General features: G+C 65.1%; 21 protein-coding genes and 1 tRNA gene. 11 read left to right on the top strand and 11 right to left on the bottom strand.

Annotation, left to right across the window (positions count from 1 at the left end; translation table 11 throughout):
• Nucleotides 1-187 precede the first annotated feature (187 nt).
• The 6 genes from H578_RS0110140 (at nucleotide 188) to pth (ending at nucleotide 4,797) form a co-directional block, all read left to right on the top strand.
• Entirely contained in the window at nucleotides 188-715 is a 528-nt protein-coding gene (locus H578_RS0110140; protein WP_022873575.1) for a helix-turn-helix domain-containing protein, read from the top strand.
• Nucleotides 716-772: 57 nt separating this feature from the next.
• A tRNA-Gln gene (locus H578_RS0110135) sits at nucleotides 773-843 on the top strand.
• A gap of 51 nt (nucleotides 844-894) precedes the next feature.
• A complete protein-coding gene (gene glmU, locus H578_RS0110130; RefSeq protein ID WP_022873574.1) occupies nucleotides 895-2,367 on the top strand; it encodes a bifunctional UDP-N-acetylglucosamine diphosphorylase/glucosamine-1-phosphate N-acetyltransferase GlmU in 1,473 nt (490 codons plus the stop codon).
• A 13-nt stretch (nucleotides 2,368-2,380) separates the two neighbouring features.
• Nucleotides 2,381-3,361 (top strand): ribose-phosphate diphosphokinase, encoded by a 981-nt coding sequence (locus H578_RS0110125; RefSeq protein ID WP_022873573.1) that lies wholly within the window; start codon nucleotides 2,381-2,383, stop codon nucleotides 3,359-3,361.
• A 158-nt stretch (nucleotides 3,362-3,519) separates the two neighbouring features.
• Nucleotides 3,520-4,158, top strand: coding sequence for a 50S ribosomal protein L25/general stress protein Ctc (locus H578_RS0110120; RefSeq protein WP_022873572.1), 639 nt, complete (start codon nucleotides 3,520-3,522; stop codon nucleotides 4,156-4,158).
• Between the two features lie 60 nt (nucleotides 4,159-4,218).
• Nucleotides 4,219-4,797 (top strand): aminoacyl-tRNA hydrolase, encoded by a 579-nt coding sequence (gene pth / locus H578_RS0110115; RefSeq protein WP_022873571.1) that lies wholly within the window; start codon nucleotides 4,219-4,221, stop codon nucleotides 4,795-4,797.
• Between the two features lie 19 nt (nucleotides 4,798-4,816).
• Here the strand turns inward: pth and H578_RS0110110 are convergent, their stop codons facing one another.
• On the bottom strand, nucleotides 4,817-5,323 hold the full coding sequence (locus tag H578_RS0110110; protein WP_022873570.1) for a DUF2505 domain-containing protein: 507 nt from the start codon (nucleotides 5,321-5,323) through the stop codon (nucleotides 4,817-4,819).
• Between the two features lie 143 nt (nucleotides 5,324-5,466).
• Here H578_RS0110110 and H578_RS14720 point away from each other — a divergent pair, with 143 nt between their 5' ends.
• A complete protein-coding gene (locus H578_RS14720; RefSeq protein ID WP_342664314.1) occupies nucleotides 5,467-6,663 on the top strand; it encodes a calcium/sodium antiporter in 1,197 nt (398 codons plus the stop codon).
• A 189-nt stretch (nucleotides 6,664-6,852) separates the two neighbouring features.
• On the opposite strand, the gene H578_RS0110100 is transcribed toward H578_RS14720, so the two are convergent.
• The 3 genes from H578_RS0110100 to H578_RS14710 are packed head-to-tail and all read right to left on the bottom strand — an operon-like array spanning nucleotide 6,853 to nucleotide 9,529.
• Nucleotides 6,853-7,713: a MetQ/NlpA family ABC transporter substrate-binding protein gene (locus H578_RS0110100; protein WP_022873568.1), complete on the bottom strand. Its 861-nt coding sequence runs from the start codon at nucleotides 7,711-7,713 to the stop codon at nucleotides 6,853-6,855.
• The gene (locus H578_RS14715) at nucleotides 7,710-8,489 is read right to left on the bottom strand and encodes a methionine ABC transporter permease (RefSeq protein WP_022873567.1); all 780 of its coding nucleotides are present in this window, start codon (nucleotides 8,487-8,489) and stop codon (nucleotides 7,710-7,712) included. Before H578_RS14715 ends, H578_RS0110100 begins: the two co-directional genes overlap by 4 nt.
• Nucleotides 8,486-9,529 carry a methionine ABC transporter ATP-binding protein gene (locus H578_RS14710; protein ID WP_022873566.1) on the bottom strand — a complete coding sequence of 348 codons (1,044 nt, stop codon included), beginning with the start codon at nucleotides 9,527-9,529 and terminating at the stop codon, nucleotides 8,486-8,488. Before H578_RS14710 ends, H578_RS14715 begins: the two co-directional genes overlap by 4 nt.
• 235 nt (nucleotides 9,530-9,764) lie before the next feature.
• Here H578_RS14710 and mfd point away from each other — a divergent pair, with 235 nt between their 5' ends.
• A complete protein-coding gene (gene mfd, locus H578_RS0110085) occupies nucleotides 9,765-13,460 on the top strand; it encodes a transcription-repair coupling factor (protein ID WP_022873565.1) in 3,696 nt (1,231 codons plus the stop codon).
• Between the two features lie 83 nt (nucleotides 13,461-13,543).
• Here the strand turns inward: mfd and H578_RS14705 are convergent, their stop codons facing one another.
• The 6 genes from H578_RS14705 to H578_RS0110055 form a co-directional block, all read right to left on the bottom strand.
• Entirely contained in the window at nucleotides 13,544-14,554 is a 1,011-nt protein-coding gene (locus H578_RS14705; protein WP_281163353.1) for an acyltransferase family protein, read from the bottom strand.
• Nucleotides 14,555-14,592: 38 nt separating this feature from the next.
• Nucleotides 14,593-14,925, bottom strand: coding sequence for a hypothetical protein (locus tag H578_RS14700; RefSeq protein WP_022873563.1), 333 nt, complete (start codon nucleotides 14,923-14,925; stop codon nucleotides 14,593-14,595).
• 44 nt (nucleotides 14,926-14,969) lie between these two features.
• On the bottom strand, nucleotides 14,970-15,671 hold the full coding sequence (gene deoC / locus H578_RS0110070) for a deoxyribose-phosphate aldolase (protein ID WP_028464163.1): 702 nt from the start codon (nucleotides 15,669-15,671) through the stop codon (nucleotides 14,970-14,972).
• A gap of 5 nt (nucleotides 15,672-15,676) precedes the next feature.
• On the bottom strand, nucleotides 15,677-17,557 hold the full coding sequence (locus H578_RS0110065) for a phospho-sugar mutase (protein ID WP_022873561.1): 1,881 nt from the start codon (nucleotides 17,555-17,557) through the stop codon (nucleotides 15,677-15,679).
• A 63-nt stretch (nucleotides 17,558-17,620) separates the two neighbouring features.
• The gene (locus tag H578_RS0110060) at nucleotides 17,621-18,529 is read right to left on the bottom strand and encodes a purine-nucleoside phosphorylase (RefSeq protein WP_022873560.1); all 909 of its coding nucleotides are present in this window, start codon (nucleotides 18,527-18,529) and stop codon (nucleotides 17,621-17,623) included.
• A gap of 51 nt (nucleotides 18,530-18,580) precedes the next feature.
• Complete coding sequence (locus H578_RS0110055; protein WP_028464161.1) at nucleotides 18,581-20,032, bottom strand: NAD(P)H-quinone dehydrogenase; 1,452 nt, start codon at nucleotides 20,030-20,032, stop codon at nucleotides 18,581-18,583.
• Nucleotides 20,033-20,177: 145 nt separating this feature from the next.
• On the opposite strand from H578_RS0110055, the gene H578_RS0110050 reads away from it, so the two are divergent.
• Complete coding sequence (locus H578_RS0110050; protein ID WP_022873558.1) at nucleotides 20,178-21,257, top strand: prolipoprotein diacylglyceryl transferase; 1,080 nt, start codon at nucleotides 20,178-20,180, stop codon at nucleotides 21,255-21,257.
• Nucleotides 21,258-21,386: 129 nt separating this feature from the next.
• On the top strand, nucleotides 21,387-22,688 hold the full coding sequence (locus tag H578_RS14695; protein ID WP_084710173.1) for a phosphotransferase: 1,302 nt from the start codon (nucleotides 21,387-21,389) through the stop codon (nucleotides 22,686-22,688).
• Here H578_RS14695 and H578_RS0110040 read toward each other — a convergent pair.
• Nucleotides 22,642-24,420: a tetratricopeptide repeat protein gene (locus H578_RS0110040; RefSeq protein WP_022873556.1), complete on the bottom strand. Its 1,779-nt coding sequence runs from the start codon at nucleotides 24,418-24,420 to the stop codon at nucleotides 22,642-22,644. The genes H578_RS14695 and H578_RS0110040 overlap by 47 nt on opposite strands.
• 55 nt (nucleotides 24,421-24,475) lie before the next feature.
• On the opposite strand from H578_RS0110040, the gene H578_RS0110035 reads away from it, so the two are divergent.
• On the top strand, nucleotides 24,476-25,558 hold the full coding sequence (locus tag H578_RS0110035) for a glycine betaine ABC transporter substrate-binding protein (protein WP_022873555.1): 1,083 nt from the start codon (nucleotides 24,476-24,478) through the stop codon (nucleotides 25,556-25,558).
• Nucleotides 25,559-25,601 lie beyond the last annotated feature (43 nt).

The raw sequence follows: 25,601 nt of genomic DNA, 5'->3' as shown, positions 1-25,601 counted from the left end.
GTGCGCGCAGAGTGGTCTCCTCGAAGGTCTCCCGAGTGGCTTCCCGCCAGGATGACCGCCACGGTGTTCACTTGTGCAAATATAATGGGTGGCGATTGCAAAGTCAATAGGGGTCTGTGTGTCTCTTGAGGGGTGATTAAGGCTGTTAAACTTCACTCAAGCAAACGGCGAGTGAAGGGAGAGTGCGATGTCCGAGGTGGCCGAACGCAACCGCAAAGCCCAGGAAGCGGCCTATGGTGAACCGCTCAGTGAGATCTTCGGTCGCCTGCGTGAAGCATTCGGGCTCAATCAGGCCGGCTTAGCCCAGGTGCTCGGACTCTCCGCACCGATGCTCTCCCAGCTGAACTCTGCTCAGCGAGTCAAGATCGGAAACCCCGCGGTGCTCGGGCGCCTGCAGCAGCTCCAGGAACTCGCCGAAGCCCACCAGGCCGGTCAGGTGCCCGCCGACCAGATCGCCTCACGGCTGGACACGATCCGCTCCTCCACCGGAGCGATGACCCGTACCACCCGTGCACACCAGGTTGCCGACGACGCCACCGTCGTCGCCGGGTTCCGTAACCTGCTGCGGGCGGTGGCCTCCGGGGCGGAACTGCGCTCCGCCGCCGAGCTGCTGGCCGAAGACCATCCCCGACTAGCCGAAGTGCTCAGGGTCTACGGCACTGGTCCCACCGAACCCGCCATCGAGCACTACACCAGACATAAAGACCTGTTCTAAACCGGGTGGATCTGAACTCAGCGGAAGCCATACGGTACCCTGGTGAGGCTGAATTAGTCCGCCATGGTGTAAGGGCAGCACAGCGGTTTTTGGTACCGCTAGTCTAGGTTCGAATCCTAGTGGCGGAGCTGACACCAGCCCGGACTGCGAGTCAACCGTCCGAACGGTAAGGTGCCTGTGTGACTACCGCAACTGAACCAGCTGCTGTCATCGTGCTCGCAGCCGGTGCCGGGACCCGTATGCGCTCCCGGACTCCTAAGATCCTCCACACCCTGGGTGGGATCTCCATGATCGGGCACGCGCTGAACACTGCACGCAGTATCAACCCCCACCACCTCGTCGCCGTGGTCCGGCACCAGCGCGATATCGTCGCCGCGCACATCCTGGACCACGACCCCGAGGTGCTCATCGCCGACCAGGACGAGATCCCCGGCACCGGACGCGCCGCCGAATGCGGACTCACGACCCTGGCCGAGGCCGGAACCCCCGCCACATCCGGCACTGTGGTGGTCACCTATGGCGATGTCCCCCTACTCACCGGGGATCTGCTGGCTCAACTGGTCACCGAACACGAACACCAGGGCAACGCTGTCACCGTCCTCAGTGCGGTGGTAGAGGATCCCACCGGTTACGGGCGTATTCTGCGCAGCCCCGACGGGTCCGAAGTCACCGGCATCGTGGAGCACAAAGACGCCGATGAAGCCCAGCGCAGCATCCGGGAGATCAACTCCGGTATCTATGCTTTCGACGCCGGGGTGCTCGCCTCCGCACTGCAAGAGGTCTCCACAGAGAACGCCCAAGGCGAGAAATACCTCACCGATGTGCTGCAGATCGCCCGGGCTGATGGTGGGCGGGTCGCCGCCGTCATCACCGAAGACCACTGGCAGGTCGAAGGCGCCAATGACCGCGTTCAGCTGGCCGCCCTCGGCAAAGAACTCAACCGCCGCACGGTCGAAAACGCCATGCGCGCAGGCACTACTGTCATTGACCCGGACACCACGTGGATCGATGCCACTGTCACCCTGGCTGAAGACACCACAGTGTTGCCCGGCACCCAACTGCACGGTGCCACCCAGATCGGCCGAGGCGCCGTCGTCGGCCCCGACACCACCCTCACCGACGTCATCATCGGAGAAGACGCCACCGTCACCCGCACCCACGGTCGGGGAGCACAGATCGCTGAAGGGGCCACAGTGGGTCCCTACAGCTACCTACGGCCCGGGACTGTACTGGGTGCCGGTGGGAAGATCGGCGCCTTCTACGAAACGAAGAACGTCACCATCGGGGCCGGCTCGAAGCTCTCCCACCTCGGCTACGCCGGAGACGCCGACATCGGGGAGAACACCAATATCGGCTGCGGCAACATCACCGCCAACTATGACGGCCAAGCCAAGCACCGCACCGTCATCGGCGACCACGTGCGCACCAGTTCCAACACCGTGTTCGTCGCCCCCGTGGAGGTCGCCGACGGTGCTTACACCGGAGCCGGGGCAATCATCCGCAAAGATGTTCCGCCCGGGGCGCTGGCCATCACCGTGGCACCCCAGCGCAACATGGAAGGATGGGTGAAGCGCAAGCGGCCCGGGACTGGCTCAGCGGAAGCCGCTGAGCAGGCAACACAGGCCCAGACGGATCAGTCGGCAGGGGAGTAGGAGCACCAACACCGTGGACGAAATCAGGCAGAGCACCGAGAAGACAATGGTCGTGGCCTCCGGGCGGGCGCACCCGCAACTGGCCCAGGAGATTGTCGACGAGCTGGGCACTGAGCTGCTGCCCATGAGCGCCTACGACTTCGCCAACGGGGAGATCTACGTTCGCTCCGCCGAGTCGGTGCGCGGCAAGGACGTCTTCCTGCTGCAGTCCCACCCGGCCCCGCTGAACAACTGGCTGATGGAACAGTTGTTGATGATCGACTCGATGAAACGCGCCTCTGCCAAGCGGATCACCGTGGTCAGCCCCTTCTACCCCTACTCCCGCCAAGACAAGAAGGGTCGCGGGCGTGAACCGATCTCCGCCCGATTGGTCGCCGATCTGTACAAGGCCGCCGGGGCTGACCGGATTATGAGCGTTGATCTGCACACCGACCAGATCCAGGGCTTCTTCGACGGTCCGGTGGACCACCTCTTCGGCATCCCTCTGCTGGCCGACTACATCCGCGACCAGGTTGCCGGAGAAGAAGTCACCGTGGTCTCTCCGGACACTGGTCGCGTGCGGGTGGCCGAACGGTGGGCCGACCGGCTCGGTGGGGTGCCGCTGGCCTTTGTGCACAAGACCCGCGACCTCACCCAGCCGAATAAGGCCGAATCCAAGCAGGTCGTTGGTGAGATCGAGGGCAAGACCTGCGTGCTCATTGACGACATGATCGACACCGGCGGCACCATCGCCGGGGCGGTGAGCATCCTGAAAGATGCCGGAGCCAAGTCGGTCATCATCGCTGCCACCCACGCGATCCTCTCCCCGCCGGCCACCGAGAAGCTCTCCAACTGCGGGGCCCGGGAAGTAGTGGTGACGAACACCCTGCCCATTCCGCCGGAGAAACGCTTCGAACAGCTCACGGTGCTCTCCATTGCCCCCATCCTGGCCCGGGCCATCAAGGAAGTCTTCACAGACGGGTCCGTGACGACCCTCTTCGACGGCAGTGCCTGAAACCCTGTAGACTTCTCACTTGTGCCCAGGCGAGGGAGTCACCACTGGTGGTTCCGTGATCGACGAGGCGAGATACAGTACGACGACGCTACGACGTCGTCGGCTCACCTTGCGTCAGCGTCTGGGGGACTATCCCGACTGACGAAGGACACGATCCCATGGCAGATAAACTGCTCATCCGCGCCGAAGTGCGCACCGAATTCGGTAAAGGTGCCGCCCGCCGGGCACGCCGCGCCGATAAGATCCCCGCGGTCATCTACGGCCACGGTGACGACCCGCGTCACGTGCTGCTGCCCGGCCACGAAACCGCCTTGGCCGTGCGTAACCCCAACGCGCTCATCACCCTGGACATCGAAGGGGACGAGCAAATGGTGGTGCCCAAAGACATCCAGCGGGATGTGATCCGCGGATTCGTCGACCACCTCGACCTGCTCGCCGTGCGCAAGGGTGAGAAGATCGTCGTCGACGTGCCCGTCGAGGTCATCGGTGAGCCCGCCAACGGTTACGAGTACTTCCTGGAGCAGCCCACTGTGCCCGTCGAGGCCGATGCGACCGCTCTGCCGGAGTCCATCACCGTGGACATCACCGACCGCGACGAGAACGCCCTGCCCGAGCACCTCAGCCTCCCGGCAGGCTCCGAGCTGGCCCTGGCCGACCTCGAATCTCCGATCGTCTCCATCTACGAGCCGCAGGAGCAGGACCTCGAAGAGGACACCGATGACGCCGCCGAAGGCGCCGAAGAGGGTGCCGCCGAAGACTCCGAGGAGTCCGGCGAGGAGGCTGCCGAGGAGGAGTGATCCTCCCCGTCAGGTGCAGCCGGTCCCTGGGTCGGTCCGCACTTCGGTAGCCTGGAGTCCATGGCTTCAGAAACCTGGCTGATAGCGGGTCTCGGTAACCCCGGGACCCGCTATCGTCATACCCGGCACAATATTGGCCACATGGTCCTCGACGAACTGCTGGAGAGGATCAATGCCCGCTACACCCGCACGAAAGTCGGGGCCAAAGCTGTGGCGGCCCAACTGGGACCCGCCGGTCCGAAACTGGTCTTCGCCATCTCCGAGGGCTACATGAACCGCTCCGGCAAACCCATCCGGGCACTGATGGATTACTTCTCCGTGCCCACTGAACGGCTCGTCGTCGTCCACGACGAAGTCGACCTGGACTTCGGTCGCATCAAACTCAAACGCGGCGGATCCGAAGGAGGCCACAACGGCCTGAAATCCATCACCCAGCACCTCGGTGGTGAGCGCGAATACCTCCGCGTACGTGTGGGAGTGGGCCGCCCCAACGGGCCGATGAACACCGCCGACTACGTCTTGCAGAACTTCTCCGCAGCCGAGCAGAAGGAGCTGCCTGCGATCATCAGCCGCTCAGCCGACGCGGTGGAATTGATCCTCACCGAAGGGCTCACCGCCGCGCAGAACAAGATCCACTAACCCGTGACCACTCCAGCGATCAGGCTGGCTTGTTGAGCCAGGCGGTGACCTCCTTGGCCTGTAGCTCCACGAACTTCCGGATATACGGTTCTGCCGCGGATTTCACCTTCTTACCGATCAACGGGATCTTCACCTCAACGTCTCCGCGGACAGTGGCTTTGGTCTCGGCCTCTCCGCGGGCGTGCAGCGTCTGAGAGGCCAGCGCCTTGATGGGGGCTCCGGAGACCTCCACCACGGTGTCTGAACGACGGGAGCCATCGGCATCCGGTGCTGACCACGTATCGGTGATGGAGACGGTGACCGTACCCTTGAGGACCTTCTGGGCGATCTCCGGCAGTTTGTCCGCCGGCATGGACTGTTTCGAGTAGATCTTCACCTCAGTCGGCACCGACCCGGAGACATCGAAACCCAGCAGAGTCGCACCCACCTTGGCTGCCAGGTGCTCGTGGAACTGCCGGTCCGTGTAGGCGGCAACAATATCTTCGGCGGCGTGCGGGATGATCTTCTCGGCTTCAATGCCCACCATGAACTCCTTGGCGTCGGTTGCTCGGTGTGACCATCGTAGCCCGGCTGTCCCCACCAGGCGGTGATGGGCAGTGGTGTCAATCACCCTCAGTGGGGGATGTCAACTTTCGTCTAATGCCAGGTAAGCTATGCACGGTGACGCTCATGAGTATCCTTGCCCTGATCTGTGGTTTCGTGCTCCTCATTCTCGGTGGAGAGGCTTTGGTGCGCGGTGCTGCCCACCTGGGCAAGACCATCGGGCTGTCGTCACTGGTCATCGGGCTGACCGTGGTGTCCTTCGCGACCTCCTCACCGGAGCTAGCCGTCAGCCTCGGCGCAGCAACGAGCGGCTCGCCCGGTATCGCCGTGGGCAATGTGGTCGGTTCCAATATCGCCAATATTCTCTTCGTCCTCGGGCTCACCGCCGTCTTCGGCGCACTGTTCGTCCGGCTACGGCTCATTAAGGCCGACATCCCGGTGATGATCGCCTTCTCCGTGCTCGCCCTGCTGCTGGCGCTCGATGGGGGTCTCTCCTTCCTCGACGGGGCGATCCTCTTCGGACTGCTGCTGATCTACCTGGTGGTGACCCTGGTGTGGGCCCGGAAGGTCTACTCCCGGGGCGAGGAGCCCGACCTGAAAGTCGATGAGGTGCTCTCCGATGGGGCCGCTGGCCGGATCACCGCGAGCCTGCGCCGCACCACCCTCCGGTCGACCACAGTGGACCTGGTGTTGGTGGGCGGGGGCGTGGCCCTGCTGGTCCTAGGCGCCCAGGTGCTGGTTACCTCCGCGACGAGCATCGCCGCCTCCCTGGGGGTCAGCGACCTCATCATCGGGCTGACCATCGTGGCCATCGGCACCTCCTTACCCGAGTTGGCCACCAGCGTGATCGCCGCAGTCCGCGGACAGCGCGACCTAGCGGTGGGCAACCTCGTGGGTTCGAACATCTTCAACCTCGGAGCGGTGCTCGGACTCACCGCGATGGTGTCCCCGCGGGCCGTCATCGTGGAACCAGCAGCAGTGAACTTCGACATCCCGGTGATGATCGCAGCGGCCCTGGTGCTCGTTCCGCTGGCGTTCACCGCCCAGGCGATTGTGCAGTGGGAAGGCCTGCTGCTATTCGGAATGTACGTCGCCTACGTGGTCTACTTAGTGCTCTCTGCCGCTGACCACGCCGCGCTGCGACCCTTCAGTGCTGCCATGTTGTGGTTCGTGCTGCCGATTACCGCCCTGTGGTTGCTCTCCCTGGCGGCATACGAGCTGGGGCAGCGGCACGGCAGCGGGGAGGAGCCCGACACCGGCGAGGACGACTATGGCGAATACGCACCTCTTCCCACCGCACCAGAAGCACCCCCAAGACCCTGAGTGTCCCCGGTTGCGCCTCCGCCCTCGAGGGCAGAGGCGTGGTCGAGGATTTGATGAGCACATACGCTAAACCCCCGGTCGGAGAGTCTCCATCCGGGGGTTTAGCGTTATTCAAGGATCTTGAGCAGGGTCTTTCAACCAGGTCTTTCAACCGGGGTCTTTCAGTGCGAAAGAGCCCGAAGAACCGGATCAGAAGGCAGGGATGACCTCACCGTCAGGCCAGGTCTCCTCGATGTAGTCGCGAACCTCATCGGAGGTCAGCAGGTCCTGCAGAGTGAGGACGGCCTCATTGTCCTCATCCTCTGAACGCACTGCCAAGAAGTTGGCGTAAGGGTTGTCCTCACCGGATTCCAGCAGCAGCCCGTCCGCAGTGGGGGAGAGCCCGGCCTCTAAAGCGTTGTTGCCGTTGATGACCGCGGCGTCAACGTCGTCCAGAGTACGGGTCAGTGCCGAGGCGTCGGCTTCGATGAACTCGAAGTCGTTGGGGTTCTCAGCGATGTCGTTGATCGTGGCTGACTCCTCATCAGCCTCAGCGTCGAGCTCGATGAGCCCCGCCTCGGCCAGCAGCACCAGACCGCGGGCCTGGTTGGAGGGGTCATTATTCAGGGCGATCGTGGCGCCTTCGGGAAGGTCGCTGACGTCGTCGTGCTCATTGGAGTACAGCGCGAAGGGCTCAATGTGCACACCCTCGAAGTGGACGATGTCGTAGCCGTTTTCCTCCACCTCATTGTTGAACCAGGGCTCGTGCTGGAAATAGTTGGCATCCAGGTCACCGTCATTGAGGGCCTGGTTGGGGATGAGGTAGTCCTCGAACTCCTCGATCTGTAAGGAGATGCCGGCGTCCTCGGCCAGTTCCTCGTTGATGAAGGCGAGGATGTCGGCGTGCGGCACCGGCGAGGCGCCGACCACCAGTTCGACGACCTCGTCGCTGTCAGCATCGGCGTCGGCGTCATCGGCGTCGTCACCGTTGTCGCCATTGCCGCAGGCGGACAGCACCAAGGCAGCGGCCGCTGCGGCAGCGATGGACAGGGAACGGTAGGTGTGGGTCATGAAGGGGTTCCTCTCGAAGGTAGGTGAATGGGAAAGACCTGCTGGACCGGCACCGGAATGAACCGGCGACGGCCAGCAGCTGAGGATTCACGGTGGTCCAGCCGCCGGGCGATGAAATTGCCCGTGTACTGCACCACTGTGACGATCAGGACCAGCAACAGAACGCAGATGAGCATCACATCGCCCTGATACCGGTGGTAGCCGTAGTTGATGGCCAATTGGCCCAGCCCCCCGCCGCCGACGGCCCCGGCCATGGCGGTGTAGCTGATGAGGGTGACCAGGGTGATGGTGAACCCGCCGACGATGCCGGGCAGCCCCTCCCGGACCAGCACATTGACGGTGACGTGCAGATCCGAGGCCCCCATCATCCGCACGGCCTCAACCTTGCCCCAGGCCACATCGCGCAGCGAGTTTTCGACCAGCCGGGCGAAGAAGGGAATGGCCCCTACCGTCAGAGGCACGACGGCGGCTTCCCACCCGATCGCGGTACCCACCACCAGTCGGGTGAAGGGGATGATCCACAGCATCAGCACGATGAACGGCACCGCCCGGCCGAAGTCCACCACCAGAGACAGCGCCCGGTAAAGCGCCGGCACGGGGGTGAGACCCTTGGGGCCTAAGTTGTGCAACAGAATCCCCAGCGGCAGACCGAAAAGTGCGGTGAAGAACCCGGTGGCCGCGGTCATATAGAGGGTTTCTAAGATGGCATCGGGCAGCTGGTTCTCCACCACGGGGTTGTTCAGCCAGGTGTCACCGGCCACAAGCGTTGCGGTCACGAGGTCACCTCCGCGGGGTCTTCTGCGTGCTGGGCCGCCTCTTCAGCGGCGATGTCTTCTGCGGTGAGCAGTTCAGCCTGAACCCCTGCGCTGGTCAGTGTCTCCACCGTGCGCTGGGCGGAGTACGGATCTTGAGGTTTCAGGTGCAGCCGACCGACCTGGTGATCCTGAATGGTCTCAATGGATCCGGCGGCCACCTCGGCTGGCAGCCCCTGGGACTGCAGCAGGTTCACCAGTTCCCCAATATGGGTGACCTCCCCGCCGGGGGTCAGCAGCACGTCGATGAGTTGCTCCCCGGGGGCCAAGTGCGTGGTCGGAGGGAGCGAGATCAGCTCCCGGGACAGCGAGGAACTCGAATCGGAGATGACCTCCAACAGGTTCCCGGAACGGGCCACCCGGCCATCCTCCAGCAGAGAGACGGCGTCACAGATTTCCCGGACCACCGACATCTCGTGGGTGATGATGATGACGGTGATCCCCAGCTTCTCGCGCAGCTGGCGGATCAGCCCCAGGATCTGCCGGGTGGTGGCGGCATCCAATGCCGAGGTCGGCTCATCACACAACAACACCTGCGGTTCAGCCGCCAGGGCGCGGGCAATACCCACCCGCTGCTTCTGTCCACCGGAGAGCTGGGCCGGGTGGTTATCCGCCCGATCGGTCAGTCCCACTAACTGAAGTAGTTCGGCTACTCGCTCCCGCCGCCGCTGCCGCGGCACCCCGGAGATCTCCAAGGGATGAGCGATATTCTGCGCAGCAGTCCGGGAGTCCAGCAGATTGACATGCTGGAACACCATGCCGATGCTGCGCCGAGCTTTTTTCAGCTGGGACCCAGTGGCGGCGCCGATGTCGGTGCCGTGGATCCGTACTGTGCCGGAGGTCGCCTTGTCCAGCCCGGTCAGGCAGCGGATCAGGGTGGACTTGCCGGCCCCGGAGCGGCCCACGATGCCGTGAATCTCACCTGCGGGGATACGCAGGCTGACATGATCCAGTGCCGTGACGCCGCCAGGGTAGACCTTGCTGACATCAGTAAGTTCGATCAAAAGCCTCTCCAGTGAGAGCAAACGAGTAGGGGTGACGCCCCTGAATGCCACAATATGTTCAGGGAAGTCTTCATATTAGCCTACTGGCGACGTCGTCGGCGTCACCTGCTCCATCTTTCGTCACACAGACTGCGCGCTCCCTAGATCCGGTGAGGCCAGAAGCCTCCGCCAGTACCCGGTAATGTATGGGAGGCTTCTTTTCTCCCGGTGACCGCTGAATGGTGAGGTGTTGTGCGTGTCTCTGCAGGGTCTGCGTCAGGCGCTGGCTGACAGCTCCTCCTACGCGCGAGTGGCTGCCGCCGCCAGGCATCCCGCCGACCAACGTACCGGGGAGCTGCAGATCGCCGCGGCCGCCGGGTTGCGTCCGGCACTGCTGGGAGACATCGCCGCCGGAGTGCGCAGCCGACACCAGGACGCCGTCATCCTGGCCATTACCGCCACTGACCGGGAAGCCGCCGAGCTTGAAGCCTCCCTGGGGGCCTTCGCGCCGGAAACGTCTGTGGCGCACTTTCCCTCCTGGGAGACACTGCCGCATGAGCGGCTCTCTCCGCGTTCGGATACGGTCGGGCGTCGGCTCGGGGTGCTGCGGCAGCTGGCCCACCCGCAGCAGGCCGGACGGCTCGATGTGGTCGTTGCCCCCATCCGCGCGGTGATCCAGCCGATCGTTGCCGGGCTCGGGGACTTGGAGCCGGTCACTTTGCGGACCGGGGAGTTCTACGCCTTCGACGACGTCGTCGCTCGCCTGGGTGCTGCGGCCTATACCCGGGTGGATATGGTCACCCGGCGCGGTGAGTTCGCCGTGCGCGGCGGCATCCTGGATGTCTTCCCCCCGAACGAGACACACCCGGTGCGTGTGGAGTTCTTCGGTGACGAAGTCGAGCAGATGCGCTGGTTCTCCGTGGCAGACCAACGCTCCTTGGAATCGGAGAACCCACCGGAGGTCATGGATGCGGTGCCCTGCCGGGAGCTGCTCATCACCGAGGCGGTCGCCACCCGGGCCAAAGAGCTCATGGCCACGATGCCCCATGCGGTGGACATGCTGGAGAGAATCAGTCAGTACCAGGCCGTAGAAGGCATGGAATCACTGACTCCGGTGCTGGCCGAGAAGATGGTGCCTCTGGTCTCCGAACTGCCGGAGGGCTCTTTGGCGGTAGTCATCGAACCGGAGAAGGTCCGCACCCGCGCCCATGACCTGGCTGCCACGAACGAGGAATTCCTTGCCGCAGCGTGGCAGGCAGCCTCCGACGGCGGCTCCGCACCGCTGCAGATCAGTGAAGAAGAACACCAGAGCCTGTCTGCGGGGGCCTTCGCCACGCTCTCCGAGACCCGGGAGCACTCCCTGCAGCACGGTGCCGGATGGTGGTCAATCACCTCGTTGGGACTGGACCCCGAAACAGCAGCCTCCGGGGGTGCTACCGACCTCACGGCAGCCGACTCAGAGCTCAGCGGGGGCTCGGCAGCTGTGGAGCTGACCCAGGATGCCGATATTGTCTCCATTGATTCGCGGGAGCCTATCGGCTACCGGGGGTCGGTGGAACACGTCATGGAGTTCCTCGCGCAGCGCGCTGCTGACCAGTGGCGTGTGGTGGTCACCACCGCCGGAACCGGTTCGGCCACTCGGGTCGCGGAGCTGCTCGCCGAGCACGAGGTCCCGCACCAGAAGACCGAGTCGTTGACGCAGCCTCCGGCTACTGGGCAGGTGACCGTCACCACCGCGGAGGTGGCCCAGGGCTTCGCTGTGGATGCCCTCCAACTGGCCCTGCTGACGGAGACGGAGATGTTGGGCCGGTCCATCCGCCGGGAGGCCACCCGCTCCAGCGGAGTCAAGGCCCGCAAACGGAAAAACGCCGTTGACCCGCTGGCTCTGACCAAGGGCGACTATGTGGTCCACGAACAGCACGGGATTGGTCGGTTCGTCGAGCTCATCCAACGCCCGGTCGGCTCCCCACAGGCGATCAAGGCCGGAACCGCGGGGACGCGGGAATACATGGTTCTCGAATACGCGCCCCGCAAACGCGGAGCCCCAGCGGACCGGCTCATGGTGCCCACTGACCAGCTCGACCAGGTCAGCCAGTACGTCGGCGGGGACGAACCGAGCCTGTCCAAAATGGGCGGTAGCGACTGGGCGGCCACCAAACGCAAGGCCCGGCGGGCCGTCAAGGAGATCGCCGCCGAACTTATCCGGCTCTACGCGGCTCGGATGGCCACCCGGGGGCACGCCTTCGGGCCTGATACTCCCTGGCAGAAGGAACTCGAAGACGCCTTCCCCTACGTGGAGACCCCCGACCAGCTCACGGCCATGGAAGAGGTCAAACGGGACATGGAGGCCGAGGCGCCCATGGACCGGCTCATCTCCGGCGACGTCGGCTTCGGCAAAACTGAGATCGCCATCCGTGCGGCCTTCAAAGCCGTCCAGGACGGCAAACAGGTCGCAGTGCTGGTACCCACCACGCTCTTGGTCTCCCAGCACTATGAGACGTTCACCGAACGCTACGCCGGTTTCCCCGTGCGGGTGAAGGCACTCTCCCGGTTCCAAACCTCTGTCGAAGCCCGGGATGTCCTCACCGGATTGAAAGACGGAAGTGTCGACGTCGTCATCGGAACCCATCGGTTGCTCGGCAAAGAAGTCCAGTTCCGCGACCTGGGACTGGTGATTATCGATGAGGAGCAGCGCTTCGGCGTCGAGCACAAAGAACAGCTGAAGAAGCTGCGCACCAACGTTGATGTGCTGGCCATGACCGCCACGCCCATTCCCCGCACCCTGGAGATGTCCTTGGCCGGGATTCGGGAAACCTCGGAGCTGAACACCCCACCGGAGGAACGCCACCCGGTGCTGACCTATGTGGGCCCCTACACCGATAAGCAGGTCTCCGCGGCGATTCGCCGGGAGATGATGCGCGAAGGTCAGGTGTTCTACGTCCACAACCGGGTGGCCTCCATCGAGTCAGTCGCCGCCCGGGTGCGCGAACTGGTGCCCGAGGCCCGAGTGGAGGTCGCCCACGGGCAGATGAGCGAGACCCAACTGGAACGGATCGTCCAGGACTTCTGGGAGAGACGGTTTGACGTGCTGGTCTCCACCACGATCATCGAAACCGGGCTGGATATCTCCAATGCGAATACGCTCATCGTCGACCGTGCCAGCGCATTCGGGCTTTCCCAGCTCCACCAACTGCGTGGGCGGGTCGGCCGCTCCCGTGAGCGGGCCTATGCCTACTTCCTCTACCCGGCAGAGAAGCCACTAGGGGAGGACGCCCTTGAACGGCTCAAAGCCGTTGCCGCGCACAACGAGCTGGGTGCTGGGTTCCAACTGGCCAAAAAGGATCTGCAACTACGCGGGGCCGGGAATCTCCTCGGTGGGGAACAGTCCGGGCACATCGAAGGGGTCGGATTTGACCTCTACCTGCGCATGGTGGGTGAAGCTGTGGCCGACTACCGGGGGGAGGATGACGCCCAGCCGGCGGAGGTGAAGATCGAACTGCCGATCAACGCCCACCTGCCCGAGGAATACATCCCCTCCGAGCCGCTACGGTTGGAGGGCTACCGGCGACTCGCTGCGGCGGATACTGATGAGCGCGTCGCTGAAGTCGTCGCAGAGTGGGAGGACCGGTATGGAGAACTGCCGGAGGCGGCCGGCAACCTCGTGGCGGTGGCCCGGTTCCGCAACCGGGTCCGGGCGGTGGGCATCACCGACGTCGGAGTCCAAGGCAAGTTCATCCGGTTCGCCCCGGTGGAGGAGTTACCTGAGTCCCGCCAGCTGCGCATGGAGCGAATGTACCGCGGTGCCCAGCACAAACAGTCGTTGAAACAGGTGCTCATCCCCAAACCGACCACCCGGGCCATCGGAGGGACTGAGCTCAGCGATGCCGAGCTGCTGGCGTGGCTCGATGAGGTCTACACCGCACTTTTCGCCCCGACTCCGGCGACCACATAACGGTGGCCGATCGTCGGCTGAGAACGGGCGTCTGAGCCGTTAGCGGGATGACTGGCCCGCAGGGCGGGATACCGGAGGCAGCTCTAGCCTGGTGCCGCCGCGGTCCGCGGTGCTGATCGGGGTGGTTTGGGTTCTCTGGGCAGTCCGGTGAGATACGGAGAGAGCACTGTCCGGTTGACCAGTAACCCCAGCGGCCAACACACCGCTAGTGCCACGGCGACCCGTAGCAGGGGCACGTCGATGACATCCCAGATGACAAACAGCACATAGGGGTGGAAGAAGACCACCAGTGTGCCGGTGCGGACCAGCTCAGACACTGCGACCCCCGCCCGAGGCAGCCGGCTTAAGCCCCACTGCGCCCAGGTAGAGAAGATCAATGTCAGACCGATGCAGATGGTCACTGCCACCGCGGGGGAGAGCAGGAAGTCCCCGAACCCGGACCACTTCATATTCATCGTCCGCACTCCCGCAGCGACACTGCCGATGCCCAACACCACGAGTGCCACGCCAAGCACACCGGCCCAGACGGACTGTGCGGCCGCGGTGAGACGAGGATGCGCAATCAGCCGACGGGTCCAGTAGCCGGCGAGCATATAGGCCATACAGGCGGGGGCTAAGCCGATGGCCAAGGGGGTGAAAGACATCCCCGACTCGGGAACCTTCGCCAGGGCCAGGCCCCCGACGGCGCAGAGGACTTGTGCCCACCATGGCAGTCTCACGACCAACCGGAGCAGCAGGGCTGCGGTGAAGAGCACTGAGATGAACCAGAACGCCAGAAACGGCATATCGGTCAACCCGCCGCCGTAGAGCGCTCCGATGACCGTCCACCACGTGTCCTCGAAGGGCCGTGGAGTGTAGTGATGGATGATGACCAGCCCGCACAGCAACACCAACCACGTCAGGTAAGGGATCCCCAGAGTCCGCCAGCGGACATGGAACTCCGCGGCGAGATCACGTGTGGTGGAGAAGAAAAACCCGGCCAGGAAGAAAAACAGCGGCATCCGCCAGATCTGAAGGTACTCCTCGCCGGGCATAAACGGCCACGCGTGACCGAGCACCACGGCCACCACAGAGATGACGCGGAGTAGATCTATCCCGGCATTGCGCCGAGTGCGCTGCCGGTGTGAGGTGCTCAGCGGTGCTGCGCCTCAGGTTTCCGTTCGCGCACCGGAGCCTTGGACTCCGCGGCCCGGGAGGCCTCTGCATCGAGAGGTTCCCCGTGCTCACCGTGCAGCGGCTGTTGCTCCAGGGTGTCCGAACGGCCGATGATCTCCTTGGCCACGAAGAACGCCGCAGTGTAGAGCCCCAGGAAGAGCAGGCCCGGCAACCACACTTCGTCTAAGTCCCAGGAGACCAGGGCCACAGCGGAACCGATCATCAGCGCCATGACCACGATAAAGGCCACAAAATTGCCGAAAAACTGGCCCTGCCCGGAGTAGGCCTTCACCTGCCCGTTGCTGATCATCTCAGATCCCCTTGCTGCTCAAAGTGTCGAAGTCCGCCACCTGGCTAGTAGCCGTTGGTGTCGGAGCCGTTCTGTGCTGCTCCCACAATATCAAGCGAGGCCGAGGCCCCGATGCGTGTGGCACCGGCGGTGAGCATCCGCACTGCGTCCTGGTACGTGCGGATACCCCCGGAGGCTTTGATCCCCAGCCGTCCGCCGACCATTCGATGCATCAGAGCGATATCCTCGACCTGCGCGCCGCCACCGGCGAACCCGGTGGAGGTCTTCACAAAATCGGCTCCACCCTCTTCGGCTGCCCGGCACACCAGTTCTTTCGCGGATTCGCTCAACAGTGCGGTTTCTAAGATCACCTTCAGCCGCGCCCCGCTGCGATGTACCACCGAGGCCACTGCGGCGATCTGTCCGAGGACCTCAGCTTCCTTGCCGGCGTTGGCATCGGCGATGTCCACGACCATGTCGATCTCCTCAGCCCCATGGTCCACGGCCTCAGCAGCCTCGGTGACCTTCGACGCCGTCGTCGTCGCTCCCAAGGGAAAACCCACCACAGTGCAGACGGCAACTTTGCTGCCCGCCAGCAGAGAGGCTGTCAACGGCACCCACTTGGGATTGATACACACTGCGGCGAATTGGTGCTCTAGCGCCTCGGCGGCGATGCGCCGCACCGTCTGCTCATCGGTGTCGGGTGTCAGTGCGGTGTGGTCGATGACCGCGGCCAACTGCACCGGGGAAGGGGAGGCGGGGCTCATCGGATTCACGCTCCCAGGGTTTCAGTCATGGCCGCACGCAGCTGTTCCAACCGGGTGGCCGCGGCGGCGCGTGCCTCGGTCAGGGCGTGTGCGCTGGCCGAAGTGGGCTCAGCGGTGGCCTCCACATAGCACTTGACCTTCGGCTCAGTGCCGGAGGGCCGGACGATGACCCGGTCCCCGGCGGCGGTGTAGTAGATGAGCACATCGGTGAGTTTGGCCTCATCGGGTTCAGCGCCGGGCAGTGGATCCCGGCTGAGGTCGAGCACCTCGGTGACCTCCTCACCGGCGATGTGCCTCGGCGGGTCGGCCCGCAAACCGGCGGTGACCTCACCCAGTTCAGAGAGGTCCTCCACCCTGACGGTGACCTGACCGGTGAGGAAGACCCCCGCCTCGGCGGCGATCTCATCAAGAGCCTGCAGCAAGGTGGTGCCCTTGGCTTTGAGGTCGGCGGCCAACTCGGCGAAGATGAGCGCGGCTGAAACCCCATCCTTATCGCGCACGTGGACCGGGTCGACGTCGAACCCGATGGCCTCCTCATAACCGAAGACCAGATTCGGCACCCGGGCCAACCACTTAAACCCGGTCAACGTGGCGGCGTGGCCCACGCCGCGGGCAGCACATAGCGCGCCCAACTGCCGGGAGGAGACCAGAGAATTCGCCAGCACCGGTGAGGTGTCCTCCCCGGAGGAGGTGGTTTGCCAGCCTGTCCGCAGCGGGCCGCGGTCCAGGACGTGTCGGCCCAGGAGCACGCCCATTTCATCGCCGCTGAGCTGCCGCCAGGATCCGGCCTCGGTGTCATAGACCGCAGCGGAGAGCCGATCAGCATCGGGGTCATTGGCCAGCACCAGATCAGCGCGGTGTTCTGCGGCCGCCCGCAGGGCCAGGTCTAGGGCCCCGGGTTCTTCCGGGTTGGGGAAATCGGCGGTGGGGAAGTCCGGGTCCGGCTGCTGCTGTTCGGCCACGGGGATCACATCGGTGAAGCCGCCTTCGCGCAGCAGGCTGACCACCATGTCCCCACCTACCCCGTGCATGGCGGTGTAGACGATCCGCAGGTCCCGGTGCGGATAGTTCTGCGGATCGAGGAGTTCTACCGCCTGGCGTACATACGTGCTGCGTTCGGGTTCGGCGAGGGTGCTCACACCGGCTGGACGGGGCACCTCAGGCTCTTCAGCCGCAGCGGGAGTGGGGGAGTCGGCGGCGAAATCAGCGGCGACGACGTCGTCGATTGTGGCAGCGATATCCCGGTCCACTGGGGGCACGATCTGCGCCCCGACGCCTAAGCCGTCACGTTCCAGAAAACGAGAGATCTCCCCGCCGAGGTAGACCTTGTACCCGTTGTCGCGAGGCGGATTGTGGCTGGCTGTGACCATCACCCCGATCTCCGCATCCAGGGTGAGTACCTGCCGCGCCAGCAGCGGTGTGGGACCGGGAGTATCGAATAGGCGCACATCCCACCCGGCGTCGGCGAAGATCCGGGCGGTCTCATGGGCGAACTCATCGGACTGATGGCGGGCGTCATACCCGATGACGATGCGGTGGGCAGCCGGTGCGGCGACGTCGTGGGGATTGTCATTGTGCACTCGGGCTTGTTGCAGGACCGCCTCGGCATACTTCAGCAGCCCGGCGGCGGTCTGCCGGACCACTAGGCGGTTCATCCGCATCGGGCCGGGTCCCAGCTCGGCGCGCAGCCCCGCGGTACCGAAGCTCAGTCGCCCGGCGAAGAGCCGCTCGAGGGAATCATAGGCGGTGTCCTCACCGGCTTCGGCTGAGGAGAGCAACTGCTCCAACTCGGTGCGGGTACGCGGGTCCGGGTCCAGTTCGATCCAGCGCCGCACAGTGGCGAGCAGGGTGTCCTGGGTCTTGTCTGTCACAGTTTTCTCTGTCACATCGACTCCTCGTTGGGTGGTTGCTCAGGGATGGCCAGCTGGTGGGGTGAAGTGCTGGTGGGCTCAGCCGTCCAGGGTGCGTGTGATGACCGCGCTGAGGAGCTCGGAAATCCGTGGGGCCGCTTCCCGGCCGGCTTCGAGGACTTCCTGGTGGCTCAGCGGCTCATGGGTGGTCCCGGCGGCGAGATTCGTCACCAGGGAGATGCCAAAGACCTCCATCCCGGCCGCCCGGGCTGCGATGGCCTCCAGGGCGGTGGACATGCCCACCAGATCTGCCCCGATGGTGCGCAGGTACCGGATTTCCGCAGGAGTCTCATAGTGCGGTCCGGGCAGTTGCGCGTACACCCCCTCAGCCAGGTGCGGTTCGATGAACGCAGCGATCCGGCGAATCCTGGGGGAGTAGAGATCCGTGAGATCCACGAAGTGTGCTCCCTGCAGCGGGGAAGCGGCCGTGAGGTTGATGTGATCGGCGAGCATCACCGGGGTGCCAGGGGCCCATTCCGGCCGCAATGACCCGCAACCGTTGGTCAGCACCATGATCTCAGCCCCGGCGGCGGCCGCGCTGCGCACCCCGTGGGCCACAGCCCCGACTCCGCGGCCTTCATAGAAGTGAGTGCGGGCTCCGATGACCAGGATGTGCTTCGGTTCGGCCCCCACACTGGGGTCGGTCCGCACCACCTGAAGTGTCCCGGAATGGCCGGGAACCCCGGAGGTTTCGAAGCCGGGGACATCTTCGGCGTCGAGTTCAGTGACCAGGGTGCCCAGCTGCCCGGCAGCCTCCCCCCATCCGGAGCCCAGCGTGCAGGCCAAGTGGATCCGGTCGATCTCCGCTGCGGCGAGGATCACCTTGGCGGCCTCCTCGGCCTGCTGATTGACCTCCGCGGTGGCATCTGAGGTGGGCAGCTGGCCGGGTCGGGGTTCGACGTGGCCGAACGCCGGGCGGACGGTCTCCGGTTCGAGGTCCTCGCTCATAGTCTCAACCTACCGTGTCTGCATTGACGCTGTTCCGGTTGACTGGCCGGTTTACTGAGGCCCGCCGCCGGCGTTATGCAGGCGCCGGGCCGCTTCAGAGAGGGAACCGGTGAGTGAGGGGTAGACGGTGAAGGTGGTGGCGACATCGTCGACATGCAACTTGTGCGTCACCGCCAGAGCCAGAGAATAAATGAGCTCCGAGGCCCGCGGAGCCACGATGACCGCCCCGATGACCGTACCGGAGCCGGAGCGGGCGAAGATCTTCACGAAACCCTCCCGGATGTTCATCATCTTCGCCCGGGGGTTGGTGGTCAGATCGAGTTTGATGACATCGGCCTGATAGGTCCCTGAGTCCACCTGATCCTGAGTCACCCCCACGGTAGCGATCTCCGGGGAAGTGAAGACATTGGAGGAGACCAGGTGCAGCTTCAGGGGTTTGACCGCCTCGCCCTGCATATGGGCCACGGCAATCCGGCCCTGCATCGCGGCCACCGAGGCCAAGGGCAACATTCCCGTGCAGTCCCCGGCGGCATAAATATTCGTGGCAGTAGTCCGGGAGACGGTGTCGACCAGTACGTGCCCGGACTCGGTGGTCTCCACCCCGCAGTCCTCTAACCCGATACCGGAGGTGTTCGGTACCCCACCGACAGCCATCAGGCAATGTGAACCGGTGAGGGTCTCCCCATTGGTCAGGGTGACTTTCACCCCATCGGCAGTGCGTTCCACGGATTCGGCACGGGTGCGGGAGGCCACTTTGACCCCCACACGGGCGAAGGCGTTCTCCAAGACCCGGGCGGCATCGGAGTCTTCCCCGGGCAGCACCCGGTCCCGGGAGGAGACCAAGGTGACCTCTGCCCCCAGGCGGCGGTATGCGGAGGCGAACTCAGCACCGGTGACACCGGAGCCGACGACGATCATGTGCTCGGGGACATCGGTGAGGTTATAGGCCTGGGTCCAGTTGAGGATGCGTTCGCCGTCGGGGACTGCCGTCGGCAGTTGGCGGGGCGTGGCGCCGGTGGCGACGATGACGGCGTCGGCCTCAATGAGCTCAGTCTGTCCGGCACGGTCGGTCACTTCGATGTGGTGCGGCGGCCGGAGCTTTCCCCTCCCCAGCACGATGCGTACACCTGCCGACTCTAAAGAGGCGTGAATATCCTTTGACTGGGTCTCGGCCAATTTGAGCAGGCGCTCATTGACCCGGGAGAAGTCCGCCCAGGCCTCGGTCTCATACTCATCTGCCCCGTTAGCACCGAAGCGGACCCCGAAGGCCACGGAGGCGTTGACCCGGCGCATGGCATCAGCGGTGGCCACCAGGGTCTTCGAAGGGACGACGTCGGTCAGGACCGCGGATCCGCCGAGGCCCTTCTCCTCGACAACGGTCACCTCAGCCCCGGCCGAGGCGGCAACCATAGCGGCCTCATAGCCGCCGGGACCTCCTCCGAGGATGGCGATGCGGTCAGGGGCGAATCGCGTACGGCTCGTCTGTGAAGTCACAGCTCCCATTCTGCGTCACGGGATGCAAGATTGTGCAGCCCAGCGCGTATATGTCCTCCACCGCCGGGGGATCAGATACTCTTGAGGCCATCAGCGGCACACCCGCCGCCTCCAAACGGCCGTCAGTACCTCAGATCGGGTGAAAGGGGATGTGATGGGCGAAGGACTCCGGCCCGTGCAGGTCGGAATTCTCGACGCCATCGCATCTGTCTCTCTCCACTCCTCCGTGCTGGTGGTCTTGGCGGCCGGGCTCTTCCTGGCGACGCTGATGCTCAGGGCCCAGCGGCTGGCCGCACGGCCGCAGCCGACGCGGCACGAAGGGCTTTCCCCGGTGGCCGCGCGCCTCGCACGGCATCGTGCACTGGCACGCCGGGCCCGCCGTGCCAGACGGAAGGAACAGAGGACCACCATGAGCCAGCAGCACACTCGCACCGAGACCAGCGGCGGTTTCCGGATCTACTGGGGCCGCACCATCCTCGCTGCCCTGGGCCTGGTGGCTTTGCTCGGCGGAGCGGTGACCGGAGTCCTCGCCGCAGTGGGCACTGTGACGGCCCTGGTTCCGTTGGTGTGCGCTGGAGTGCTTGTGGCGAGTCTGCTGACCCTCCAGGTGACAGCGGTGATCCGGCGTCGGCGCCGTCGTCGTGCTCGTGTCGAAGCGGCCCTACGCCAGGCGATGGAAGCCGACCCGCAGACAGCGGCTGCTCGGCAAAGCCCCACGGCACAGCCACAACAGGCCTCCGAATACCCGGCTCGCTCCGCCTCCTTGGCACGCGCCAATGAGGCCGGACAGCAGAACGCCGCACAGACCTCCGCAGCCCCGTTTGACGCTCTGGCGCCCGACGCCACTGGCCAAGGCGGCCCCGACTCCCTGGTCAAACTCGATGAAGACGGTCTGCCTGACTCCGCTGAACGAGTACTGGCCGGGGGAGGAGCCGGCCCGGTGGAGAATTCCGCTGTCTTCGACCAAAGCGAGGCGCCGACTGCTGAGCACTCCTGGCAGCCGCGCCAGGTGCCTCAGCCGAAGTACCTGGTGGCGGAGAAAGCTGACCGGCCGGCAGCCGAGCCGCTCGAGGCACCTGAGAAGCCCGCCGCTAAGACTCCACTGCGTCAGCCCGGCGATGGTGCGCCCCGGCGGGATAAGACCGATGAATCCACCGAGCAGGCTGAGGCGACTCGCCGTTCCAGTGCAGGCTCGATGGATCTCGACACTGTCCTCGCCCGTCGCCGGGCCTGAGTCACCACTGCCTGAGCGTTGCCCTCCGTGCCGCTGAACCGTCCCGGCTCCCAGACCTGGGGAACCCCAAGCCAGGGGACTCAGAGCCAGAGAACCCCTACTCAGGGGGCACACCACCAGAACACCCAGATGCAGCCAGAGCCGTGGGGACAGGATCCCGGCGGTCTTCCCCGCCCGCCGCACCCGCCGGGCAGCAGTCAGCGGCGCCAGTTGGAGACCCACCAACTGGCTTACCTCGCCTCCGATGAGATCCATCCCGTGGTGGCCCAGGCCCTGGGGGAGACACCTGAAGAACCCGCCACCTCGGTGATTCACCTAGAATCCCTGCAGCACCGGCCCGGCGCTGGGGTCACCGGGATCTTCCGTGTCCGCGCCCCCGGCGGTGGCCCTGTTGAGCGTTACGTAGGGATCACCAGCGAGCCCCTGGCTGTCGACGACGATCAGACCGCTGTGTGCGCCAGCCCCGTCGGGGTACTTATTGCCTGGCGGCATCCGGCCGACCCCTCCCTGCCCGGGTTACCGGCGGCCACCGACCCGCATTCGGTGGCGCGGATCTGGGGGATGGGTCGGACCCTGACCGGCCTAGAGACCATCAGCTACCGGCCACTGCGCCGTGCGGTGATCGCCGCGGATTTCTCCGATGGCTCCCGGATCTACCTCAAAGTGCTCCGCAGCGGTCGTGCCGCCGACCTCGAAGCCCGGCACACTGCCCTGCTGCGGGCACGAGTGCCGGCACCGCGGTTGGTGCGCGAACCGGTCCACGATGTCCTCGCCCTGGAACAGGGCCGCGGCCTGCCCTTGGCCGAACACTTCCTGGCCGATGGTGGCGCCGGGATCAGACCCTCCAGCATCCTCGCGGTGCTCGACGCACTGCCCGCCTCGGTGATGGCGTTACCCGCCCGGGAAGCCTGGACTGACCGCCTGGCCGCCTACGCCTCCGCCGCCGAGGCCGCCCTCCCGCAATGCGCGGAGCGGATCACCGCGCTGAAGGACCTCATCCTCACCGAACTGCCACGCACCGACCGGGGGCCGGTGGTTCCTACCCACGGGGACTTCTACGAAGCCAACCTGCTCATGGATGACGGGAGAGTCTCCTGCCTGCTTGACGTCGACTCCCTGGGCCCCGGCCACCGGGTGGATGACCTCGCCTGCTTCCTGGGGCACCTGGCCGTGCTGCCGGCGGTCGATGCCCGCTACATTCACGCCACGGCCGGATTCGACCGGTTTGCCCGGGCCTTCCGCACCACCGTGCATCCCCGCAGCTTGCAACTGCGCACCGCCTCGGTGGCGCTGTCCCTGGTGGCCGGGGCTCGGGATGCTCGCCGTACTGGCTGGGAGGCTGCCGCTGAGCATCGGTTGCGGTGCGCCGAGGCAGTGGTGGGACTTACCCGTCCCGGTGGGGATCTGCCTCATTGGCCTGCCGGTCTTTAAGCGCCTCGATCCGTTCGGTGAGATCGAAGAGCTCCTCATGCCGGCCCAGATCCCGTAACGCCTCCAACTGACCTTCTAACGCCCGCAGCAGGGCTGGATCGGTGGGGTCACGGTCGGCAGCGGTCATCCGGAAGAGGGTCTCGGCCTCTTCAGCCCGCCCCATCTGCTGGAGCACGGTGGCGGCAAAGATCTCAGCATCGGCTGCAGCAGCCGCATCCTCGGCCTCGGTGAAGAGGTCGGCAGCTTCCAGGGCAGCGGCCACCGCCGGGGTGCCTTCCCCGAGAGCGGTGAGCCCCCGAGCTCGGGTGTCGGTGATATCGGCTCGCTGCCAGGCGCTGCCGTGTTCATCGGCGATGGCTTGGGCGCGATCCAGGTACTGCAGCCCAGTGGGGTCCTCATGGCGGCACAGCAGATGCCCCAGTGAATGCAGTGCCTGCAGCAGCATCAGCGGGTCGGTGTCCTCCCCCTGGTCAGCCAACTGCAGGCCTCGTTCATAGTGGGAACGGGCGACGTCGATCTTCTCCAGTGAGGCGGCCAACGCCCCAGCAGCCAGGTGGGCGCGTGCTGCCTCGTCGATCTCGTCGGCGGCCAAGAACTGCCCGGCGGCTTCGGCCCAGTGTGCCATCGCCTCCAGTGGCCGTTTCTGCTGGGTGACGGCATGGCCTAAGCCCATCAGCGCCCGGCCGCGGGTGGAATGGTCTTCCTCCCCGGAGGCCAGCCGCAGGGAGAGCGCATCAAGGATGCGCTCGGCTTCGGCGTGTTCCTCCATCTCCAGCAGTTGCTGTCCCAGGGCCAAGGAGAGCATCCGGGATTCGGAGAACTCCCCGAGCTCGGCCTGCTGGACCGCGACTCGCCAGGCCAGTACCGCGATCTCTGGCTGGTTCAGCGAGGAGGTGATCCCCGCCAGCAGGGCTGAGGCCGATGCGGCCCCCCGGCGCACCCCGCACAGCGCGTAGAGCTCCACGGCGGTCATCGCATCGGTGACTGCCTGGTCCATCCGGTCAGCCTGGTGGTGCACTGTGGCGCGCAGCATGGCCATGGCCCCACGCACCGCCCGGTTCGCCGGAGCGCTGAGCACCAGCTGCGCGGTCTCTTCGGCGGCTTCGGTGTCTCCAGAGAGCAACTGAGCATGGGCTAAGAACATCCTGGCACTGGCCAGGGCCTGATCGCGGTGGAGCTGACGCAGAATCGTGCAGGCTTCCTCGACCTGCGGAAGGGCTGCCTCTGGGCCTTCATCGTGCAGTGTGCGTACCGCCAAGGAGGAGAGCACATCAGCCCGTTCTGGGGTGATCGGATCATCGGCGAGAGATTCGGCAGTAGTGGCCAGGATCTGGGCTTCGACCCGGTCCGGTTCGCGCAGCAGAATCGGTCCCAGCTGCTCCTCGATCCGGGCTTGCCGGTCACGGCGCAGCCGCCGCAGCAACTGCACGCGCTGCTGTAAGTACCCCGAAGAGGTCTCCGAGTCCCCGCGCATTTCGTGGACGCCAGCCAACAGCCGCAGCAGCATCAAGCGGTTCTCCGGATCTTCGCCGCCGGGAGCTTCCATGCCTTGCTCCGCAGCCGCCACGGCGGCGTAGTACCGCTCACCGTAGGCGGCCTCATAGGCTAGGTCCAACCAGCCACGGGCGGTCTGAGCGTGCTGCTCGGCGGCGACCGGATTCTGCAACAGGGACCTCAGCCGCGCAGTCAGCCGTGCGGGCAGCTCAACCTCAAGGTCGTGATCACTGCTCATCACACCTACAGTAGCGCGGCAGGCCAGCAGAACATTCCTGCGTACAATCGAACCCATGACTTCTGCTGCCCGGGCCTCTGCGCGCCTGGGAACAGCCGCCGCACTCAGTGTGATGCTGCTCACCGGCTGTAGTGATCCGCCGCCGGCAGAAGAACCCACCGGAGAAGACCTCGAACGCGCCTGGCGCATCGCCGTCGGCGATGATCCGCTAGACCGCACGATCGCTGAGATCTACTCGCTGGTGTTGAACTCCCGTGAGGCCCCCACTGTGGTCGTCGATACCGAGACAGCCACCCACGAGGCAGCCGCAGCCCTCGCGCAGGAGCCCGGCGCCGACGAGGGGGACGACGACGCCGATGAGGGTACGGATGGTGAGACTCACGAGGACGGCAACGCCAGTGACGAGGACTCCGGCGAACCAGAGGACGACCGCTATGAGATCGTGCTCACCCGTACCCTCGCCCTGGCTCAGACCTTAGACGCCGAGGGGCTTGAGACACTCACCGGCGAGGGTGGCACCGGCCCTGCCCCGGCGGCCGAACCGGCCGACCTCAACGAGCTCATCACCGAGAACCTCCACGACGCCGAACTGTTCACCCCCACTGAGGCGACCTTGACGGTCTCAGCGGTGACGACCGCCGTCGTCGCCCAATCACAGGAATTCGAAGAAGATCCCGCTGAAGGGGCCCAGGAGCTCACTGGAGTATGCGATGAGCTCACCGTGGGTTTCAGTGAGGACCTCATCGATCCTGCGGAGACCGTCGAGGCGTTCTATGACTGCACCCCGGAGGAGACCATCACTGCCGGGGAATCCGAACTGGTCGCACTGCTCGTTGAAGCCGAGATCGACGTCGCCTTCATCACCAGTGCGCACCCTGCGGTCCACGACCACGCCCTGGTCGAACTGGAGGACACTGCTCGGGCCTTCCCTCATGACCAGTACGCCCCGGTGGTCTCATCCCGCATCGCCGAGGAGGTACCCGACGTCGTTGATGAAATTTCTGCTGAACTCGATACTGAGGCGCTGCTGACCTTGCGGCGTCTGCTCACCGGACAGGACTCACTGACCCCGGAGGAAGCTGCTGAATACTGGCTCGTCGAAGAAGGGTTCATCGCCGAACCAGAGCATTGGGGCTGAGGCTTGTTTTCGGGGATTCTGCGCAGAGCGCTCTTGTAAGGCA

It is taken from the genome of Nesterenkonia alba DSM 19423 (genome assembly GCF_000421745.1).
Classification (GTDB): Bacteria; Actinomycetota; Actinomycetes; order Actinomycetales; family Micrococcaceae; genus Nesterenkonia; species Nesterenkonia alba.
The sequence above is the reverse complement of the archived record's forward strand: the minus strand, read 5'-3'. Positions and strand labels throughout refer to the sequence as shown.

What these genes read in the sequence shown, in the direction of transcription:
- H578_RS0110140 (WP_022873575.1), top strand. Translation starts at nt 188, where the DNA reads ATGTCCGAGGTGGCCGAACGCAACCGCAAAGCCCAGGAAGCGGCCTAT.
- H578_RS0110120 (WP_022873572.1), top strand. Translation starts at nt 3,520, where the DNA reads ATGGCAGATAAACTGCTCATCCGCGCCGAAGTGCGCACCGAATTCGGT.
- pth (WP_022873571.1), top strand. Translation starts at nt 4,219, where the DNA reads ATGGCTTCAGAAACCTGGCTGATAGCGGGTCTCGGTAACCCCGGGACC.
- H578_RS0110110 (WP_022873570.1), bottom strand. Translation starts at nt 5,323, where the DNA reads ATGGTGGGCATTGAAGCCGAGAAGATCATCCCGCACGCCGCCGAAGAT.
- H578_RS14720 (WP_342664314.1), top strand. Translation starts at nt 5,467, where the DNA reads ATGAGTATCCTTGCCCTGATCTGTGGTTTCGTGCTCCTCATTCTCGGT.
- H578_RS0110100 (WP_022873568.1), bottom strand. Translation starts at nt 7,713, where the DNA reads ATGACCCACACCTACCGTTCCCTGTCCATCGCTGCCGCAGCGGCCGCT.
- H578_RS14700 (WP_022873563.1), bottom strand. Translation starts at nt 14,925, where the DNA reads ATGATCAGCAACGGGCAGGTGAAGGCCTACTCCGGGCAGGGCCAGTTT.
- deoC (WP_028464163.1), bottom strand. Translation starts at nt 15,671, where the DNA reads ATGAGCCCCGCCTCCCCTTCCCCGGTGCAGTTGGCCGCGGTCATCGAC.
- H578_RS0110060 (WP_022873560.1), bottom strand. Translation starts at nt 18,529, where the DNA reads ATGAGCGAGGACCTCGAACCGGAGACCGTCCGCCCGGCGTTCGGCCAC.
- H578_RS0110055 (WP_028464161.1), bottom strand. Translation starts at nt 20,032, where the DNA reads ATGGGAGCTGTGACTTCACAGACGAGCCGTACGCGATTCGCCCCTGAC.
- H578_RS0110050 (WP_022873558.1), top strand. Translation starts at nt 20,178, where the DNA reads ATGGGCGAAGGACTCCGGCCCGTGCAGGTCGGAATTCTCGACGCCATC.
- H578_RS14695 (WP_084710173.1), top strand. Translation starts at nt 21,387, where the DNA reads ATGCAGCCAGAGCCGTGGGGACAGGATCCCGGCGGTCTTCCCCGCCCG.
- H578_RS0110040 (WP_022873556.1), bottom strand. Translation starts at nt 24,420, where the DNA reads ATGAGCAGTGATCACGACCTTGAGGTTGAGCTGCCCGCACGGCTGACT.
- H578_RS0110035 (WP_022873555.1), top strand. Translation starts at nt 24,476, where the DNA reads ATGACTTCTGCTGCCCGGGCCTCTGCGCGCCTGGGAACAGCCGCCGCA.